20 protein-coding genes are annotated in these 15,569 nt (G+C 64.9%); 4 read left to right on the forward strand and 16 right to left on the reverse strand.

Going from position 1 to position 15,569, the window contains the following annotated elements; translation table 11 throughout:
- Positions 1-93: 93 nt before the first annotated feature.
- From QGN17_RS05330 to QGN17_RS05345, 4 genes are read left to right on the forward strand one after another with little or no spacing between them, the layout of a single operon-like run.
- Positions 94-615: an SRPBCC domain-containing protein gene (locus tag QGN17_RS05330; RefSeq protein WP_281043459.1), complete on the forward strand. Its 522-nt coding sequence runs from the start codon at positions 94-96 to the stop codon at positions 613-615.
- A complete protein-coding gene (locus tag QGN17_RS05335; protein WP_281043460.1) occupies positions 612-1,295 on the forward strand; it encodes a type 1 glutamine amidotransferase domain-containing protein in 684 nt (227 codons plus the stop codon). The genes QGN17_RS05330 and QGN17_RS05335 overlap by 4 nt, the downstream gene beginning before the upstream one ends.
- A gap of 26 nt (positions 1,296-1,321) precedes the next feature.
- On the forward strand, positions 1,322-1,798 hold the full coding sequence (locus QGN17_RS05340; protein WP_281043461.1) for an oxidoreductase: 477 nt from the start codon (positions 1,322-1,324) through the stop codon (positions 1,796-1,798).
- Entirely contained in the window at positions 1,773-2,300 is a 528-nt protein-coding gene (locus QGN17_RS05345; protein ID WP_281043462.1) for a hypothetical protein, read from the forward strand. Before QGN17_RS05340 ends, QGN17_RS05345 begins: the two co-directional genes overlap by 26 nt.
- On the opposite strand, the gene QGN17_RS05350 is transcribed toward QGN17_RS05345, so the two are convergent.
- The 16 genes from QGN17_RS05350 to QGN17_RS05425 form a co-directional block, all read right to left on the reverse strand.
- A complete protein-coding gene (locus QGN17_RS05350) occupies positions 2,269-2,601 on the reverse strand; it encodes a DMT family transporter (RefSeq protein ID WP_281043463.1) in 333 nt (110 codons plus the stop codon). The genes QGN17_RS05345 and QGN17_RS05350 overlap by 32 nt on opposite strands.
- Before the next feature lie 172 nt (positions 2,602-2,773).
- Positions 2,774-5,068 (reverse strand): FdhF/YdeP family oxidoreductase, encoded by a 2,295-nt coding sequence (locus QGN17_RS05355; protein WP_281043464.1) that lies wholly within the window; start codon positions 5,066-5,068, stop codon positions 2,774-2,776.
- A gap of 44 nt (positions 5,069-5,112) precedes the next feature.
- Complete coding sequence (locus QGN17_RS05360) at positions 5,113-5,301, reverse strand: hypothetical protein (RefSeq protein ID WP_281043465.1); 189 nt, start codon at positions 5,299-5,301, stop codon at positions 5,113-5,115.
- Positions 5,294-6,046: a Crp/Fnr family transcriptional regulator gene (locus QGN17_RS05365; RefSeq protein WP_281043466.1), complete on the reverse strand. Its 753-nt coding sequence runs from the start codon at positions 6,044-6,046 to the stop codon at positions 5,294-5,296. The genes QGN17_RS05360 and QGN17_RS05365 overlap by 8 nt, the downstream gene beginning before the upstream one ends.
- A 5-nt stretch (positions 6,047-6,051) precedes the next feature.
- Positions 6,052-6,951: a glycosyltransferase family 2 protein gene (locus tag QGN17_RS05370; protein ID WP_281043467.1), complete on the reverse strand. Its 900-nt coding sequence runs from the start codon at positions 6,949-6,951 to the stop codon at positions 6,052-6,054.
- Entirely contained in the window at positions 6,948-7,532 is a 585-nt protein-coding gene (locus tag QGN17_RS05375) for an SAM-dependent methyltransferase (RefSeq protein WP_281043468.1), read from the reverse strand. The genes QGN17_RS05370 and QGN17_RS05375 overlap by 4 nt, the downstream gene beginning before the upstream one ends.
- On the reverse strand, positions 7,529-8,197 hold the full coding sequence (locus QGN17_RS05380; protein WP_281043469.1) for a PIG-L deacetylase family protein: 669 nt from the start codon (positions 8,195-8,197) through the stop codon (positions 7,529-7,531). The genes QGN17_RS05375 and QGN17_RS05380 overlap by 4 nt, the downstream gene beginning before the upstream one ends.
- Complete coding sequence (locus QGN17_RS05385; RefSeq protein ID WP_281043470.1) at positions 8,191-9,297, reverse strand: acyl-CoA dehydrogenase; 1,107 nt, start codon at positions 9,295-9,297, stop codon at positions 8,191-8,193. The genes QGN17_RS05380 and QGN17_RS05385 overlap by 7 nt, the downstream gene beginning before the upstream one ends.
- Positions 9,294-10,049 carry a glycosyltransferase gene (locus QGN17_RS05390; RefSeq protein WP_281043471.1) on the reverse strand — a complete coding sequence of 252 codons (756 nt, stop codon included), beginning with the start codon at positions 10,047-10,049 and terminating at the stop codon, positions 9,294-9,296. Before QGN17_RS05390 ends, QGN17_RS05385 begins: the two co-directional genes overlap by 4 nt.
- A gap of 301 nt (positions 10,050-10,350) precedes the next feature.
- Positions 10,351-11,262: a glycosyltransferase family 2 protein gene (locus QGN17_RS05395; RefSeq protein ID WP_281043472.1), complete on the reverse strand. Its 912-nt coding sequence runs from the start codon at positions 11,260-11,262 to the stop codon at positions 10,351-10,353.
- Positions 11,259-12,371, reverse strand: a complete 1,113-nt coding sequence (locus tag QGN17_RS05400; RefSeq protein ID WP_281043473.1) for a glycosyltransferase family 4 protein — start codon at positions 12,369-12,371, stop codon at positions 11,259-11,261. The genes QGN17_RS05395 and QGN17_RS05400 overlap by 4 nt, the downstream gene beginning before the upstream one ends.
- A gap of 101 nt (positions 12,372-12,472) precedes the next feature.
- Positions 12,473-12,964 (reverse strand): nucleoside deaminase, encoded by a 492-nt coding sequence (locus QGN17_RS05405; RefSeq protein WP_281043474.1) that lies wholly within the window; start codon positions 12,962-12,964, stop codon positions 12,473-12,475.
- Positions 12,961-13,524, reverse strand: a complete 564-nt coding sequence (locus QGN17_RS05410; RefSeq protein ID WP_281043475.1) for a ferritin-like domain-containing protein — start codon at positions 13,522-13,524, stop codon at positions 12,961-12,963. Before QGN17_RS05410 ends, QGN17_RS05405 begins: the two co-directional genes overlap by 4 nt.
- A gap of 319 nt (positions 13,525-13,843) precedes the next feature.
- Positions 13,844-14,713, reverse strand: a complete 870-nt coding sequence (locus QGN17_RS05415) for a formate/nitrite transporter family protein (RefSeq protein WP_281043476.1) — start codon at positions 14,711-14,713, stop codon at positions 13,844-13,846.
- A gap of 13 nt (positions 14,714-14,726) precedes the next feature.
- A complete protein-coding gene (locus QGN17_RS05420) occupies positions 14,727-15,191 on the reverse strand; it encodes a DUF4126 domain-containing protein (protein ID WP_281043477.1) in 465 nt (154 codons plus the stop codon).
- 90 nt (positions 15,192-15,281) lie between these two features.
- Entirely contained in the window at positions 15,282-15,569 is a 288-nt protein-coding gene (locus tag QGN17_RS05425) for a hypothetical protein (RefSeq protein WP_281043478.1), read from the reverse strand.

Below are 15,569 nucleotides of genomic sequence, written 5' to 3' on the forward strand. Positions count from 1 at the left end.
ACGCCTGATAGATGGGTCTTATTTGCCTTATCATCGCACGAGGACCATCTGCGGGGAAGCGGCAACCGACCCATAGTACCGAGGGCAAGCGTCATGATGAACGATGTCCATTGGCCCGACGACCATCTCCCCGGCTTCAGCGACAATTTTGCCTCCAACGAGGTGATCGCGGCGGAGCTGACCGCTGCCGATATCTGGCCGCTGCTAGCCGAGGCGCCGCGCTGGCCGGATTATTACGCCAACAGCGCCAACATCCGCTTCCGCGATGGTGCCGGTCCTGAACTGGCCGAAGGCACGCGTTTCTATTTCGAGACCTTCGGCTTCCCGGTCGAGGCCGAGGTGGTGGAATATATCGCGCCCGCCGGCGATGCGCCGGGTCGCGTCGCCTGGCACGGCTGGGCTGGCGAAGGCGAAACCCGCCTCGACGTCCACCACGCCTGGCTGGTCGAGAACCTGCCCGGCGGCCGTGTCCGTATCCTCACCCAGGAAACGCAGAATGGCGTGCCGGCGAAGGAACTGGCCACGACAAGGCCCAACCCGATGATTAACGGCCATCAGGACTGGCTCGACGGCCTCGTCGCGGCGGCCCGCAACGCGAAAGGCTCACCCCCATGAAGATCCTCATCATCCTCAACTCTCACGACCGGATCGGCGACAGCGATCGCAGGACCGGCCTGTGGTTTGAAGAACTGACGACGCCCTATTACGCTTTTCTCGATGCCGGCGCGCAGGTGGACATCGCCTCGGTCGCGGGCGGCAAAGTGCCGATCGATCCGCATTCGATCGAGGAGGCGGACAAGAACCCCGCCAGCGTGACCCGTTTCCTCGCCGATGCCGCCGCCATGGCGAAGATCGGATCCTCCCCCGCCATCGCGGACGTCAGCGTGGACGACGTTGATGCCGTGTTCCTGCCGGGCGGTCACGGCACGATGTGGGACATGCCGGAGAATGCCACGCTCGGCGCTTTGCTGTCCGATCCCTGGGCGAAGGGCAAGGTCGTCGCCGCCGTCTGCCATGGCCCGGCAGGCCTCGTTGGCGCCAAAGACGAGACCGGCAAGCCTCTCGTCGCCGGGCGCCCCGTGGCCGCCTTCACCAACGAGGAAGAGGAGATGGCCGGTTTGACCAAGCAGGTTCCCTTCCTACTCGAAACCCGCATGCGCGAACTCGGCGCGCACTATGAGAGCGGCGCGGCCTTCCGGCCTTTCGCGCGGCGCGCAGGCAAGCTGGTGACCGGCCAAAACCCGCAATCCTCCGAAGAGGTCGCCCGCCTCGTCCTCGAAGCCGCGCGCGGCTGATCCCTTTCCCCGGCCAAGGAGCCTTCATGTCCGCTTTGTTCGAACCGTTCACGCTAAAGGGCGTCACCCTGCGCAATCGCATCGCGGTGCCGCCGATGTGCCAGTACAGCGCCGTCGACGGCGTCACCAACCGCTGGCACTGGATCCACTATCCGTCGATCGCGCGCGGCGGCGCCGGCCTCGTCATCGTCGAGGCGACCGGCGTGTCGGCCGATGGCCGGATCACGCCGGGCTGTACCGGCCTGTGGGATGACGGCCAGATCGAGGGCATGGCGCGGATAGCAGCCGAGATCAAAGCGGAAGGCTCCGTCCCCGGCATCCAGATCGGCCATGCCGGCCGCAAGGCGAGCGCCAATCTTCCGTGGGAAGGCGACGATCATATCCCCGCCGGCGATCCGCGCGGCTGGGAGACGATCTCGCCGTCCGCCATCGCATTCGGCGGTGGCCTGCCGCGATCGCCTCGTAGAGGTCACGCTGATGGCTCTCACGATCAGCGGCGATGACGGCGCCCGCCTCCCCGCGACCGCGTTCGGCCGCTATCAGAGCATCGCCACCCTCGCGAGCTGCTTCGGCAATCTGGCGCTCGCCGCCTGGGTCGCTCGCGCGCGCCGCACGGGGCCGATGCTATTGGCTTTGCTCACCTGCGGTGGCGCCTGCGCGGCGCTGACAACCACCACCTCGCCGCTAGGCTTCGCGGTCGCGCTGGCCCTCTACAACGGCAGCTGGTTCGTCACCTATCCGTTGCTGCTCGGCATCGGTTATGCGGTCGAGCCATCGGGCCGGCTCGCGGTGCTATGCTCGGCGACGTGGCTGGCGATGACCTCGCTCGGCTCGCTGGTGACCGGAGCGATCGCGCAAGCGTTCAGCAGCTACGTTCCGGTTGGGCCGATGGGCCTCGTATTCTGTCTGGCCGCCCTTCTCACCATCTGGCCGTTGCTCCGCCGCCTCGATACCACGGTGACTGCACCGTCGATCAGGAATGCCCAGCCTTCGACAGCAGGTTGATGACGAGCGTACCCGCGATGATCAGCCCGATCGCGGCGAGCGCCGGCGCGTCCAGCCGCTGCTTGTAGACGACGAGGCCGATGATCGAGATCAGGACGATTCCGATGCCCGACCAGATCGCATACGCCACGCCCATCGGGATCGAGCGCAGCACGACCGACAGGCAGTAGAAGGACGCGACATAGCCCAGCACGACGATCGCTGTCGGAAGCGGCTTGGTGAAGCCATCCGCCGCTTTCAATGCCGAGGTTGCGATGATCTCGCACCCGATTGCGCCGGCCAAATATATCCAAGCGAGCATATTGTTCCCCCGGGCGCGACGCGATGGCGCTACCTGTCTCGACCGTGCGTGTCAAAGCGCTGATGGACAACATAGATAGGCAACCTTGAAGCAGACTGTCTGCAGCTAGGCAGAAGTTCCAAGCATGGGATCGACTGAGATTGGGCGCTGACCCGTCCAGCCGGTCGCATTTCTAATTTGTCGCAGCGATCCGCACCGGCACAGACTTGGCGGCCGGCACGTGGCTCTCCTCCGCGTGGTGCTCGACCGGCATCAGGACGTTGGCCTCCGGATAGTAAGCGCCGAGGCACCCGCGCGGGATGTCGTAGGGCGTGACGATCAGGCCGTCCCGGCGGCGACAGACACCGTCCGCCGCATCGCTTTCCAACGCGACGACCTGGCCTTCGCAAAGCCCGGCATCGGCGATGTCCGCCTCGTGCATGAGCAGCACGTCGCGCGTGCCTTTGATGCCGCGAAAGCGATCGTGATAGCCGTAGATCGTGGTGTTGAACTGGTCGTTGGAGCGAAGCGTCATCAGGCGATAGCGGCCGGCAGCCTCTCCGAACCCCGCCGCCGAGATGTCGGTGGGCGCCAGGAATTCCGCCTTCCTGCTTGGTGTCTCCCAGATGCGCTCGGCCGCCTTGTTGCCCTTCCAGAAGCCGCCGGGCGTGAACAGGCGCTGGTTGAAATCCTTGAATATGGCGGGATAGGTCTCCTCGATTGCATCGCGGATCGTGGAATAGTCGGCGACCCAGGCCTCCCAGTCCACCTTCGGATTGGGGGGCAGGATCCGCCTGGCAATACCGGCGACGATTGCCGGCTCGGAAAGTAAGTTCGGACTTGCAGGCGTCGCCTTGCCGCGCGAGCCGTGGATGCAGCTGGTCGAATCCTCGGTGGAGACCGCCTGCGGCCCGCTCGCCTGCACGTCCCGCTCGATCCGGCCGAGGCAGGGCAGCAGGTAGGTCACCTTGCCTGCGAAGAGATGGTTGCGATTGAGCTTGGTCGCGATCTGGACGGAGAGATCCAGCTTCGGCCAGGCCGCCTCCATTGCCTCCGTCTCGGGCACCGCACGCAGGAAATTGCCGCCGAGGCCGACGACCGCCTTCACCCATCCGTTGATCACCCCCCGACAGGTCTCGACCGTGTCGAGCCCTTTCTCGCGCGGCGCCTTGAAGCCATACTGCTTTTCCAGCTTCTCGACCGGAACCAGCTCGGTCTTCTCGGTGATCCCGACGGTGCGCTGTCCCTGGACATTGCTGTGTCCGCGCACCGGAGTCGGCCCGGCGCCCGGCTTGCCGACGTTGCCGCGCAGGAGCAGCAGGTTGACGATCATCCGGACGTTCTCGACGCCCTTGACGTGCTGGGTGATGCCCATGCCGTAGATCGCCATCACCGCCTTGGCCTTGGCATAGATCCGGGCAGATGCCTCCACCTCCTCGCGAGCGAGCCCGGTCTCGTGCTCGATATCGGACCAGGCGGTCTTGCGAACGGCGGCGGCGAAATCCTCGAAGCCCGTGGTGTGCTGCGCGATGAAATCGTGATCGAGCACCGGCAGATCGCCTTCGGCCTTGGCCAGATCGTCCCAGTGGATCAGGAATTTGCAGATGCCGATGATCGCGGCGATGTCGCTTCCGGCGCGCAGCTGATGATATTGGGTGGAGATCGCGGTTTCCCGGAGCGTCGCCATCTCGATCGGATTCTGTGGATCGGTGAAGCGCTCCAGCCCCCGCTCCTTCAGAGGATTGAAGGTGACGATCTCGACGCCGCGCTTTCGGCACGCGCGCAAATCGTGCAGCATGCGCGGCGCGTTGGACCCGACATTCTGGCCGAAGAAGAAGATCGCGTCGGTCTCCTCGAAATCCTTCAGCTGCGTCGTGCCGACCGGTACGCCGATGGCCGCCTTCAACCCGACCGAAGTAGATTCGTGGCACATGTTGGAACTGTCGGGCAGGTTCTGATTGCCGAACATGCGCGCCATCAGCCCATACATGTAGGAGGCCTCGAGGCTGGTCCTGCCCGAGGAGTAGAACACCACCGATTTGGGATCGAGGCGCTTCAGTTCCTGCCCGATCTCGTCGAAGGCCTCGTCCCATCCCACCGCGGCATATTGGTCGGTCGCAGGATCGTAGCGCATGGGGTGGGTCAACCGACCGTGCTGCTCCAGATCGTAATCCTTCCACCCCCGCAGCTCGGTCAGCGTGTGCTCGGCAAAGAAATCGGGCGTGGTGCGATAGTGGGTCAATTCCCAGGCGGTCGCCTTGGCGCCTTCCTCGCAGAATTCGGCCGGGTGATGGTCGGCGGGCTTGGGCCAGGCGCAGCTGACGCACATGAAGCCATCCGGCTTGTTCTGGCGGGCGAGCTCGCGATAGCCCTCAGGCCCCGGATGCTCGCGCGGCAGGATGTCGGCGAGCGAGCGCACCGATCCCCAGCCGCCGGCCGGTCCCTCGAACGGCTCGATCTGAGGGTCGTCGTCACGCTGCTTCGTCACGGGTCACCTCTCGACTGCGTCTGCCCGAACGCCCTGCCACCTGTTTAGACCTCGGGCGTCGCCTGATCCCTGGCTTCGCGTGCAGCCGTGATCAGGCTGGTTCCGGTCTCTTCCGCCGCATCCGGCGTCATCGAAATCGCGATTCCATCTGGTCCATCCAGCAGGACCAGACCTTCCTCGGCGACAGCCTTTCCGCCGATTTCGAAGGGAGAAACGTTACGCGGATCATTCATCCGAACTCTCCTTGCCCAAGCGCCCCTCCGGATCGGGGGACCGGTTCTTCAAATACAGATAGGTGGGATCGAACTGCCCGATCTGTTGCAGCCGTGGCAGATCGGCGATCTCGACACGCGAGGATCGGAACGTGCAGATTTTCTCCTCGCGAAGCATTCGAAGCACGCGATTGACGTGGATGGCGGTCAGGCCCGTAATTTCACTGAGATCCGTCTGGTTGATCGGCAGCTGAAAGCTTGTGCCGTCGCTGTAGCCGATAGCTTCCAGCCGGGCATTGGTTTCCGAAAAGAAGTGGGCCACCCGCCCCACTGCATCGAGGCGCCCGAGACGAAACAGCCATTCGCGATGCATCGCGGCGTCGAGCAAGGTCGATCCCCACAGCTTCTGCGCAAGGTCGGGATCCTCGCCCGTCAGGCGCTTGAGCGTGGTGTGTGGGACGATCCCGATCTCGACTTGGGTCAGCGTTGCGATCGAGTGATCAAGCACGTGCAACGGAAAAGCGTGGAGATCGACAAAGTCGCCCGGGACGTGGAAGGCCACGATCTGTCGGCGCCCTTCGCTATCGTCGATGTACCGGATCATGAAACCCTGCACGAGCATCGTGCTCTGTCGGAGATGTTCGCCTCGATCGAGCAGGGTTGCGCGGGCCGGCATGCGCCGTCGCTCCGCGACCGATTGTTCGAGCCGGTCGCGTTCCTGCTCGGTAAGCACCGCGATCGTCCGGTTACGGAGGAAGAGTTCCATGCATCTCATGCAGTGAGAACCCTTTGCTGTTCTATCCGATCCTCATCCGTATCAGCGAAAGAGCCCGGCCATGTCACAAAGGATGCAGACGTCTCTTCGAGGGTTGGCCCTCGGCGAAACTCAAGCTTATCCGTCGTCCATTCGACAAGTCCCATGCCGTGGAACGCCCGCAGCCAACCCTCCATCGGCCACCGGTTCCAGCGCCGTCGGAAGAAGTTAGCATTGCGGACAATGTCTGCCACATGCTGCACCGGGGGCTCAAAGGTGTCGTGGTGCTGGTGGCAGACAACCGACCCGCCGACGAAATAAAGCGGAACGTCGTTCTTCGCTGCGCGGAATCCGAAGTCGGTGTCCTCCGCGCCGTACCCGACGAACTGTTCATCGAAGCCACCAAGGCTTTTGAAACGCCGGGCATGGATCCCGAACGCCAGCGACCAGAAGAGGCCTGGGTTACGCTCCTCGCGGATACCGCTGGCTGGAAACGTCCGAACGGGATGGGATTTGCCGCGCAGCATCAGCTCCGCTTCCGACCAATCGCCGCGCGCCTCACCGGGACCAAGGTAGCGCACGTCCGCGCAGACGACGCCATCGGCGGTGTGCATCGCCGTGAGCATCCCATCGATGCAACCCGCCATCGGAATGCAGTCCACATCGAGGAAAAGCAGATGCTCGTGCTGCGCAAGCGACGCGGCCCGGTTACGCGCTTTGGCGAGCGGGAGGTCGGTCCCGTCCAGCCGCTCGACGATGACTGGGAACGGCATCTCGTCCAGCCGGGCCGGATCGTCGCTCATGTCGACGACCACGAGTTCATCCGGCATCCGGCCGCTTCGGCGGAGACCCTCGGCGAGTTGTTGCAGGTGCGCTTCGCGGTTCCGCACGATGGTCAGCACGGAGACGCCGCTCACATGCGCCTCCATAGATCGAGCCGATACCGGTCGTGACGGTCACTTCTCTCCTGCTCGAAGCAGCCTTTCAGGTCCGCCCAGAGCGTCTCTACCGCTTCGTCCGCGCTATGCGGATAGTCCGTCTCGCCTGTATAGTGGACGAGCAGTATGCGGCCGCCGGCCGCCACCCCTCGTTGCAACCATTCGCTGGCCCGATCGAGGTCTACGACGCCCCAATAGTAGGCGACCTCGGACAGGACGACGAGGTCGAACGTTTCTTCCGGTGCTTCTTTGGGGAAGGCCATCCGCTTCAGGCTGAGCCCCGGCCGGTCGCCCACCCGCTTTAGTGCCAGGGACAGGGCCCTCGGGCTGATGTCGATCGATACGAGTTCGTCGCAAACGGTAACGAGCCGCTCGGTGAGCACGCCCTGCGCGCAGCCCACCTCGAGCGCACGGGCGTATCGACGGCCGGCGATCGCCTCCATCGTCGCGTCGAACTTGCGCGACTCGTATTCGCTTGTCGCGAGATCCCACGGATCGTCGTCGCCTTCAAAGATCCCTTCGAAATAGGCGGCGTCCAGGCTCGAACTGGCGATCGTCATAGACGGCTCCGGAGATAGAGGGTGTCCGCCCTGTCCATCGAGCGCATCTCCCGCGGGAGCCGGAAGCCATCACCAAAGAGCGGCGAAAGCTGACTCCGGTGCGCGCTGAGGGCATGCCGCCTGCGTCCAGCCGCCATGTCCCGCGTCTGGATCCGGCGAGATGCGACAGGATCGGGGTCGCTCCACACGCTATACGTGAACAGCGAGATCAATCGCCGCGCCCGCCTGATGGCTGCGCGCGCCAGCCAATGGGCGGCGACGTGATCGCAATGGCTCTCCGCGACGTCGGTGACGGCGATCGCGTCGACCCGTTGCCGTCGGAGCAACGCGCCGATGCGCATCGCCTGGGCTTCGAACTCAGGAGAGCCCTGACTGGGCGGCTGTGCGTCCTGCCAGCCGAGCCAGACTGTGGGCACATGCCTCCCCGTCAGTCGATATAGTGCGGTCCGTGCTTCCGCTCGGCGCGCGCATCCCAGGCGGGGCGTGCCTTCGGGATGTGACCCGGTCCCGTTGTTCAGATAGATCACGCCAGCAAGACGGTCGTCACCGGCTGACTGAGCGATGAGGCTTCCGACGCCGATGGTCTCGTCGTCGGGATGCGGCGACATGACCAGCCAATTGGCGGACCTCCAGACGGAGCGATCGAGACTGACTGCGATCACCACAGCCGGTCCTCCGCGTCCCACCGGTCCGCTTCGATGAAGGCGGTCGCCGCTCCGTCGCGAGCGTGATCGGGACCAGCCTGCCTGAGATACAGCGAGAGATCCCGGATGATCTTGTCCATCCGCTCTCCGTCGAAGGCGCTCCGGGTCCCGACGATCCGGGCCGCCGCCTCCATCACCTTGAAACCTGCATCCTCGACCACGCTGCGCGTGAGTTTCGAGATAGAGACCGCGTCCGCATGCTCCGCCGCCGCCCGTCTCGCTGCCTCGGCGACCCAGAACCCGGCCGTTCGCGTTGCGGTCAGAGCTTCCGCGAACCGGGCACGTTGTACAGGATCGCCGCGTGCTGCCTGCGGCATCGCCTGTCTGGTCTCCGCGAGAAGGGCCTCGATGCCGCCCAGCTGGACCGCGCAAAATCTCCAGGCCCCCGCCGCGAAGCGCGGATCGAGATCGTAGTCGCCTGGCGCGCCCAATAGCATCTGAGGCTCGGCCCGGATGCCATCGAGCGAATAGGTCCCGCTGACGCTCGCGCGCATCCCACGCACGCGCCACCCGGACGTGTCCGACCGGTCGCCATCATTCGCTGGCACGATCACCACCCGCCGGTCGGCTCCCGGAGCCGCGGCGGTGATCAACGCATAGTCGAGGCCGCCACTGCCGCTGGCGAACATCTTGCTTCCAGAGAGCATTCCCTCCTCGCCTCCGGTTATGGAGACACCGGGTTGCGGTTCCGTCGCCCACACCCCGAACCAGGCTCCGCGGTCGAGCATCTTGCCGAGCCACGAGATCTGCTCCTCGGACCCATACCAACCGAAGAGAAGGAGCGCGTTTACGTGTCCCTCGAAGAGTCGTCCGACGCTGAGGTCCCCTCGACCGACGATGCGCAGACCATCCTTCATTGCGGCATAGCGGGCCTGTTCGGTCTCGAAGCGCCGACCTCCGGCGCCGACCGGGGCGAACACGCGGTGGAGACCGGAGGATATGACGATGCGCAAGCTCTCCGTCGGATACCGGGGGGAGGCGTCGAACCTCTGACCGAGGACCGCGAGGGCTTCTGCGATCCCGCCTGCGGAGTCCGTCACGTGATCGGGCTTGGAGCTCATGCCGACCTGCTCCGGACCTTGCTCGTCTCGTCCGCGACCATGCGCAGCCATCTGGCGGCATTCTCGGCGCCGTGTGAACTGCCGAGCCGGCCGATCGCATCGGTGCCGAGCGACCGCGCGCGGGCAACCAGTCCGCCCCATCGCTCTGCGGCAGGCAGATTCAGGCAGACTATGGCGGCGCCCAGAGCGGAAAGCCGTCTTGCCTTCGACAGCTGCTCCTCGAACGGCCTTTCCTCGGGGACGCAAATGAAGGGCTTCCGATGGGCGATCACGGACCCGACGAGACCGTCGCCTGCGCCGCCGATCACCACGCCCGCCGATGCGATCATCCGTTGCGCGTCGTCGACCCATCCCCGCAGTTCGAGGTTCTTCCGCATCGAGCTCGGCACGGAGCACGGACCGATGACCCGCCAGCGGAGCGTCGGGTTCGCTGCGGCCGCCTCGGCCCAGATTTCACCGTCCGACGGCATTCCTCCCCGTCCGACGACGACGAGGGCCACGTCATGCTCGACAGGGGAGGACGTCATCGGCGCTGACAATATGCCCGGCGCGTAGAACGTCTTGCGGCGTATCGCGTCGGGTGTCCGATCGTCGTCCAGATCCGGATGGAAGGGCGCGAGCAGATAGGCGGCGCCCCTATAGGCGTCGAAGTGCGGCCGGTCGAACCGGTGCCCACTAAGGCGCACGTAGACGGTCGGCACCGAGGCCAAGCGTGCCAGCATCGCCACCTCGACCGAGACGTCGACGACCATGAGTGCCGGGCGCGCTTCCGCGATCCAGTTCGTCATCCGTGCGACCCGGCGGCGCACGCCCTCATGGTCGATCGGTGCGTAGTGGAGCGCGGACGGTCGCTCGCCATGATCCGACCCGTCGAATCTCGCACCGGGAAGGCGATCATCCGGAACGTCAACATGTGGCACCTGGCCGGTGCGCTGGGAGAGTCCGGATCCGATGAGCGTGAAGTCGCGTCCGGCGGCCTGGGCAATAGCGACCGCCCGCTGCCGATGGCCATCGCCATGGTGGTGCACGTAGTAGCCTATCGGTCGCGCCACGTCAGAACTCCGGAAGCATCATGTCGCAGGGCATGGGCGCGAGGGACTGCTCGGCGATCGCTATGGGAGCACCTCCCGAGATCGCTCTCTGCTCCCTGCGCCACTGCGCGCGCGCGCGCCAATGCGCGAACGCCGGAACCATCGGGGCCAGTCCGCCATGGGATGCGTCCATCCAGCGGCGCATGTCGCAGGCCATGCCGCCCTCCGCACGTCCAGCGATCCGGGCGGACGCTCTTGTCCAGACCGACGCCGGGTGGACGAGGACCCCGCCGGCGTTCACCGCCGCCGTCACGAGGGCGTTGTCCTCTCCCACGGGAATGAGCGGCACTCCCCCCGCCCGCCGATACAGCGAGACGGTCATGGCGAGACTCGCACCGGTGTGATCGCCGTGACGTGGCGACGGATCCCACATCTGCGGATCCAGCGTGTCCTCTATGGTACGAACGCACTGCCAGTAGAAGTCGAACCGGCGCTTCAGCGAGACGATCTCGGGCGGGGTCTCCTGCGTCTCGTCGAGCTCGATACGGCCGCCGACCACCCGATCCGCAGCCGCGGCGCTGAGGTTCGCGGCTATCCACCCCTCGGGCGGCCTGCAATCCGCATCCGTCGAGATGAGAAGCCCATCGTCGTCCTCGAGGAGATCGGCGCCGACCTCCATCGCGCAGCGCCTAGCGGACCCGACATGCGCGAGGTCCGGTTCGAAATCGCGCTCGATGATCTTCAGCTGCAAGGCCCCGGCCGCGCGGTCGGCCGCGGCGATCGCCGCGCTCGCGGTACCGTCACTTGAATTGTTTATGCAGATGGCGACGAGAACTGGCTTCTCGACCGTCTGTCTCGCCAATGCGGCGATGAGCACTCCGATGTGCGCGGCCTCGTCGCGGGCAGGCACGCAGACGCAGAACGGCCTGCTCATGCGACGCTCAGAGCCGCAGGCATGACGGCGTCGATATCGCTTCGCTCGGAAACCATGATCGGCGCGAGAGATATCTTCTCGTACAGCCTCTGGTACGCGTCCACCATGCACGAAGCGTCGCAGGTCGTCTCCGCCCGGCGCCGACAGGCGTTCCGATCGAGTTCCACCGCGCGCTGCACCGCCCCGGCCAGCGATTGGACGTCGTCCGGACGCGCCAGCACGCCGCATTCTCGATCGAGAATGTCCGGAACGCCGCCTCGCTTGAATGCGGCCACGGGCGTTCCACAGGCCAACGCCTCCGCGACAACAAGCCCATAAGGCTCCTCCCACCGTGGCGTGCACAACGCGGCGCGGGCACCGCCGACGAGAGCAGCCAATTCGCCGTGGTCCAGATGCCCGACGTGGATGGCGTCGCTGCCGAGCCAGGGTGCGATGGCTTCGTTGTAGAAGGCGCGATCCGATATCGGACCCGCGATGCGGAGCGGGAACCCCGCCGATCGGGCGGCATCGATCGCAAGATCCAGCCCCTTCTCAGGAACGATGCGGCCGTACCAGACGAGGTAGGGTTCAGGCGACGGATCCTTGGTAAAGGGAAACTGGGCGAGGTCGATACCGTTCGGAATGACCTTCTCGACCTTCGCCACATGCTGCCACATCCTCGCAGTGGCGGCCGACACCGCAACATAGCGGTTGCCCGGCCGGCTCAACCGGATGCCGCTTTCGAGCCAGCAGAAGGGTGGCGTGTGCAACGTGGTGAGGATCGGAGTGGCGAGCGTATCCGCCATGCTCACCGGCAGGTAGTGGAGCGAGTTGTTGTGGATGACGTCGAAATGACGGTTTCGAAGCTCGGTCATCAAACGCAGATACGCGTGATGCTCCCTGAAGAATGCGACGTCGTTGGCTTCGGCTATCCCCGTCTCGAGTAATGAGGTCTCGTCACAGATCGCCTCGACCCCAAGGGTCGGATCGGATTGTGTCGAAGCGAACAAGGTAACGTCGTGTCCACGCGCGCGTAGTTCCCGGGCGAGCATGTGCGTGTGCATCTCCAGCCCGCCTGCAAAGGGTTCGCGTATCGCATGTTTCAGATGCGCTATGATGCCGATGCGCAAGACCGCCCTCCAGAAAGACAACGCCCCGATGCGCGGTCGATACCGGAGATTAACGTATTAAAAGAAAAGTATATCCCTGATCTAGATCAGTGCTCATCTTGCTACAGATTAGTCTGCTGGCTTTCTAGGACGTCGTCCGGTCGAAAGCATAGTTGTGCACATTCTTTTCGAAGGCAGCCGCCTTCGATGTCGAGGTCGTCGCGATAGGCGTCCCGCACGAAGTCCATTGTATCGAGGTTTCGATCTTCGAAATACATGCGGTGGACATCGTCGCGGCCGGCGCCGAAGACGATCCGCTGAACCTTGGTCCAGATCGTCGCCATCGTGCACATCCCGCATGGCTGAAGCGTCGCGTACAGCGTGGCTCCGTTGAAGTCAGGCGCGTCGCCTGTCTTTGCCGCCTCGCGAAACGTCACCATCTCGGCATGTGCCGTCGCGTCGGTCCAGTCGTCCGTCCGATTGCGTCCGCTCGCGATCAGCCGCCCGTCGCGAACGAGCACGGCGCCGATCGGAGACTTCTCCGGCTCGGCGCAGTCCTGCGTGGCGACGCGGATCGCCTCTCGCATCCAGCGCTCGTCTTGGTCGCTGATCATCCCTTGAGGAAGGGCTTGCCCTCGTGGGCCACGAGGAGGTCGTGCATGTCCGAGGCGTGGTCCTCCTCCTCGGCGAGGATGTGCTCGAGCATGATCCGCGTGGTGGGATCGTCGTCGCCGAAGTATCGGATGAGCTCCTGATAGTGTTCGATGACGATCCGCTCGGCGATCAGGTTCTGCTTGATCATCTCGACCAGATTGCCGCCGTCGCCATATTCCGTAGCCGATCTCGAGGCGAGCCCCTCGGGATTGAAGTTGGGCACGCCGCCCAGCTGGTCGATGCGCTCCGCAGCCATCAGCATGTGTTCCTGCTCGGATTCGGCATGCTCGACGAACTCCGCCGCGACGCTCTTGGAGGTGATGCCGTCCGCGGCGATCGCATGCATGCGGTAGCGCAGCACGCAGACGAGCTCTGTTGCGACGACGGACTGCAGCAATTCGATCGTTTTCTCAGGATCGCTCTTGTAGGTCGGCATGATGGCGCCGTCGTCGAGCGACTTCCTCGCCCTGTCACGCAGCGTCTTGACGTCGGTGAGGAAGGGATCTGCCGCTTCAGCCATGGTGCACTCCGGGACTGGGTGGAATGCCGCTTACAAGATTTCCTTTGACCGCCGGTTCCACCCGAGAACGATTATCAAGGATTGTATTCACCTTGATCAACGTTCGGGTGCTGCGATTTAGGCTGTCATTTATCCGCGTCATTAACTGCATCCCGACGTATCGTGCCCCTAGCGTCGGTCCGAAGTCCAATCGGCTCTCGTACCCGATAAGCGGTCCTCACGCTCACAGACCAATGAAAAAGCGTGACGTACCCTGGCTCGGGCACGACCGAACCAGCGCTCGAACAAGGAGATGCACAGCGACTGGAGCGATGCGAAGTCAGCCTGCCTTGATCTCACCGCGGACCTGCCCGTGCGCGATCACGGCGAACAGTCCGGTCCCGCCGATGATGTTGCCGACCAGCGCGGGCAAGATGAAGCCCATGATGGCCTTCCCCAGGCCAATGCTGCCTGCAAGCCAGAGCAGCCATGCCTCGGTCGAGCCGGCCACGACGTGGCTGAAACCGCCGATCGCGATGACATAGGTGATCATCACGATGATCCAGAACTCCGATCCGCGGGCATTGGGCATCATCCAGGCGATGCTCGCGACGAGGAAACCGGCCGGCATGCCGAGCAGCAGCGTGTGCCAGGCGTCGTGCGCGGCGACCGGCGCCGCGACTTCGATCGCGGACGCTCGTGCCTCAGGTGAGAGTATCGCGCCGCCGGCGATCAGTGCGGCGACGAGCAGCGTACCGGCCATGTTGGCCCCGAACACCGTGATCCAGAGCTTCGCGAGGCGGCCTAGGTTGCGACGAGTCGGGTGCGTGGCGATCGGCAGCACCGCGGTCACGGTGTTTTCGGTGAAGAGCTGAAGATTCCCGATGATGACAATGACGAAGCCGACGCAATAGCCGAACGAGGCGACGAGCTTCGTCCATGGTGCGTGCGGCAGCGCCAGAACGAGAAACGCCTCTGCCAGGACCGATACCGATATCGCGACGCCCGCCGCGAACCCGGAGAAGAGCAGCGAAAGGACCGGGCGGTCGAGCTCCTCGTCGCCCTGGAGGCGGATGACCTCGTGAACGACCTTCGCCGATCCCGCCTTGCGCTCGGCGACCGATTCTGCCTCACTGTCGGACAGGCCCTCGGACGGACCGCTCTCGCGATCCTCGGCATCAGCGCCCTTGGTGCTGGGATCGACCGTCATGCGGGACGTACCGTCAGGCTGCCGCGGCCATGGCCGGGAGGCGCGTCACCGCCAGGCCACTCGCGAAGACGGCGGCTTCCTCGACGAAACCGGTGGCCGTCTGGCCGAACCGCGCCATCGCGGCACAGCGCAGGCGCCAGCCGAGATAGGAAGAGGCGAGCGCCGTCCCGACTGCGACGGCCGCGCCGAGCAGCCGCCGATCGCGCGGGGCAAGGGCGGCGCCGGCATAGGCGGCTGTCATCGCGCGGGTGGCAAGACCGATCGGCACGATCCGGTCCGGCGCGGACTTCATTTTGTCTCCCACCATCTCGGCGGCGGCCAGCGCGGCCGTTCCGGCAGCAACGACAGGGTGCTCAAGCAGACCTTGCGCGGGAAGTTCGGGCGGGAGCGAGCCGTTCCGAGTAGCGACCGCGACCACGGCGAGCGGCGTCATGCCACGCTGGCCGGCGACCAGCCCGATGAGAAACGAACGAAGCATGCGATACTCCTCGTCGAAACTGCTTCCGGACGCAGAACCAGCGATCAGCCTGTCTGGTTCACTTGCCATAGGAACGGGCGTGCGGCCGGGTCACAGCATCTCGAGGGCCACGCGGCCGCGCGGTCGAGGAAACGCACGGTCGAGCGCTTCGATCTCCGCGGATGCCAGCTCGAGGTCGGCCGCGGCGCGGTTCTCGTGGACGTGCGCGATCGACGAGGCTTTTGGGATGACGATCACATCGCGCCGCCGTGGCTGCGTCGAACTCCCGCGTACCGGTCGGCTTGGGAAGACCATGGCCAGTGCTCCGGGAGCGCACGCCGAATTGCCCGGCGTTTTGGCCTTGAAGATCTGGAAGATCCGTCTGTCGCGGTGCCCCAC

The organism is Sphingomonas oryzagri, from assembly GCF_029906645.1.
In the GTDB taxonomy this organism is placed as follows: domain Bacteria; phylum Pseudomonadota; class Alphaproteobacteria; order Sphingomonadales; family Sphingomonadaceae; genus Solisphingomonas; species Solisphingomonas oryzagri.

What these genes read in the sequence shown, in the direction of transcription:
- QGN17_RS05335 (WP_281043460.1), top strand. Translation starts at nt 612, where the DNA reads ATGAAGATCCTCATCATCCTCAACTCTCACGACCGGATCGGCGACAGC.
- QGN17_RS05385 (WP_281043470.1), bottom strand. Translation starts at nt 9,297, where the DNA reads ATGAGCTCCAAGCCCGATCACGTGACGGACTCCGCAGGCGGGATCGCA.
- QGN17_RS05415 (WP_281043476.1), bottom strand. Translation starts at nt 14,713, where the DNA reads ATGACGGTCGATCCCAGCACCAAGGGCGCTGATGCCGAGGATCGCGAG.
- QGN17_RS05390 (WP_281043471.1), bottom strand. Translation starts at nt 10,049, where the DNA reads ATGGTCGTCGACGTCTCGGTCGAGGTGGCGATGCTGGCACGCTTGGCC.
- QGN17_RS05360 (WP_281043465.1), bottom strand. Translation starts at nt 5,301, where the DNA reads ATGAATGATCCGCGTAACGTTTCTCCCTTCGAAATCGGCGGAAAGGCT.
- QGN17_RS05365 (WP_281043466.1), bottom strand. Translation starts at nt 6,046, where the DNA reads ATGGAACTCTTCCTCCGTAACCGGACGATCGCGGTGCTTACCGAGCAG.
- QGN17_RS05410 (WP_281043475.1), bottom strand. Translation starts at nt 13,524, where the DNA reads ATGGCTGAAGCGGCAGATCCCTTCCTCACCGACGTCAAGACGCTGCGT.
- QGN17_RS05345 (WP_281043462.1), top strand. Translation starts at nt 1,773, where the DNA reads ATGGCTCTCACGATCAGCGGCGATGACGGCGCCCGCCTCCCCGCGACC.
- QGN17_RS05405 (WP_281043474.1), bottom strand. Translation starts at nt 12,964, where the DNA reads ATGATCAGCGACCAAGACGAGCGCTGGATGCGAGAGGCGATCCGCGTC.
- QGN17_RS05395 (WP_281043472.1), bottom strand. Translation starts at nt 11,262, where the DNA reads ATGAGCAGGCCGTTCTGCGTCTGCGTGCCTGCCCGCGACGAGGCCGCG.
- QGN17_RS05350 (WP_281043463.1), bottom strand. Translation starts at nt 2,601, where the DNA reads ATGCTCGCTTGGATATATTTGGCCGGCGCAATCGGGTGCGAGATCATC.
- QGN17_RS05340 (WP_281043461.1), top strand. Translation starts at nt 1,322, where the DNA reads ATGTCCGCTTTGTTCGAACCGTTCACGCTAAAGGGCGTCACCCTGCGC.
- QGN17_RS05420 (WP_281043477.1), bottom strand. Translation starts at nt 15,191, where the DNA reads ATGCTTCGTTCGTTTCTCATCGGGCTGGTCGCCGGCCAGCGTGGCATG.
- QGN17_RS05330 (WP_281043459.1), top strand. Translation starts at nt 94, where the DNA reads ATGATGAACGATGTCCATTGGCCCGACGACCATCTCCCCGGCTTCAGC.
- QGN17_RS05375 (WP_281043468.1), bottom strand. Translation starts at nt 7,532, where the DNA reads ATGACGATCGCCAGTTCGAGCCTGGACGCCGCCTATTTCGAAGGGATC.